Source organism: Mesorhizobium sp. WSM4833 (genome assembly GCF_055811095.1).
The window spans coordinates 1-1426 of sequence record NZ_JBVVQG010000039.1; the positions used below are offsets into that span (position 1 = coordinate 1).

The 1426-nt window shown below is 64.7% G+C and carries 1 pseudogene; it reads left to right on the forward strand.

Going from position 1 to position 1426, the window contains the following annotated elements:
* Nucleotides 1-158 precede the first annotated feature (158 nt).
* Nucleotides 159-1357 (forward strand): annotated as a pseudogene (locus AC0L2D_RS31750) (IS256 family transposase).
* Nucleotides 1358-1426: the final 69 nt, after the last annotated feature.

Below are 1426 nucleotides of genomic sequence, written 5' to 3' on the forward strand. Positions count from 1 at the left end.
TAGGTCGTGTCCCACAGGTGGTGTAGCTCGGCGGTTACGAAGCCGCTCGCGAGCGCGCCGCTAGTAGCGCTGTAGCGAGTGAGCGGCGTGTCGGTGGTCATCGGCGCTTTCCGGTAGGGTTTGGTTGTTGAGGCCAACCCAATTCGGAAGGACCACCGATGACCGACGACATGATGAACCTGCGCACGCTCGTGGAGAAGACCTCGGATGCCGATCTCCTGCGCGAGATGATCGGCTTTGCCGCCGAGCGGCTGATGGAAATGGAGGTGGGCGCGGCCACCGGCGCCGCCTATGGCGAGAAGAACCCGTTGCGGCTCGCCCAGCGCAATGGCTACCGCGACCGGGACTGGGAGACGCGCGCCGGCACGGTCGAGCTGCGCATCCCCAAGCTCAGGAAGGGCTCTTACTTCCCCGGGTTCCTCGAACCGCGCCGCATGGCCGAGAAGGCGCTGACCGCCGTCATCCAGGAAGCTTATGTGCAAGGCATCTCGACCCGGTCGGTTGACGACCTGGTCAAGGCCATGGGCATGAGCGGCATTTCGAAGAGCCAGGTCTCTCGGCTGTGCGAGGAGATCGACGGCAAGGTCAAAGCGTTCCTTGAAAGACCCGTCGAGGGCGACTGGCCCTATCTGTGGATCGACGCCACCTACCTGAAGGTGCGCCGCGGCGGTCGCATCATCTCGGTCGCCGTCATCATCGCTGTCGGCGTCAACGCGGACGGCCGGCGCGAGGTGCTGGGCATGGAGATCGGAACCTCGGAGGCCGAGCCGATCTGGACGAGTTCCTGCGCAAGCTGACACGTCGCGGCCTGCGCGGCGTCAAGCTCGTCGTCTCCGATGCCCACGAAGGCATCAAGGCGGCCGTCACCAAGGTGCTGTGCGCGACATGGCAGAGGTGCCGCGTTCACTTCATGAGGAATGTGCTGGCCCATGCCGGCAAGAGCGGCCGCAGGGTCGTCTCCGCCTTCGTCGACACCGCTTTCGCCCAGGAGACGCCCGAGGCCGCGTCCGTACAATGGCGCGCCGTCGCCGACCAGATCAGGCCGAAGGTGCCGAAGCTGGCGACAATCATGGACGACGCCGAGCCCGACGTGCTGGCCTACATGACCTTTCCGAAGGAACATCGCGCCAAGCTCCACTCGACCAACCCCATCGAGCGTCTCAACGGCGAGATTAAGCGGCGCACCGAGGTCGTCGGAATCTTCCCGAACGACGATGCGATCGTGCGCCTCGTCGGCGCAATCCTGCTCGAACAGAACGATGAATGGGCAGTGCAGCGGGCCAGATATATGACTCTGGAAACGATCAGCCAGATGAGCGATGATCCCCTCATCAGCCTGCCAGCCGTGGCGCGCTGATCAGCCCGGCCCATGCCGGAGAGCACGGCGACCAATGCCGTCAGCTACACCACTCCCCGGGACACGATC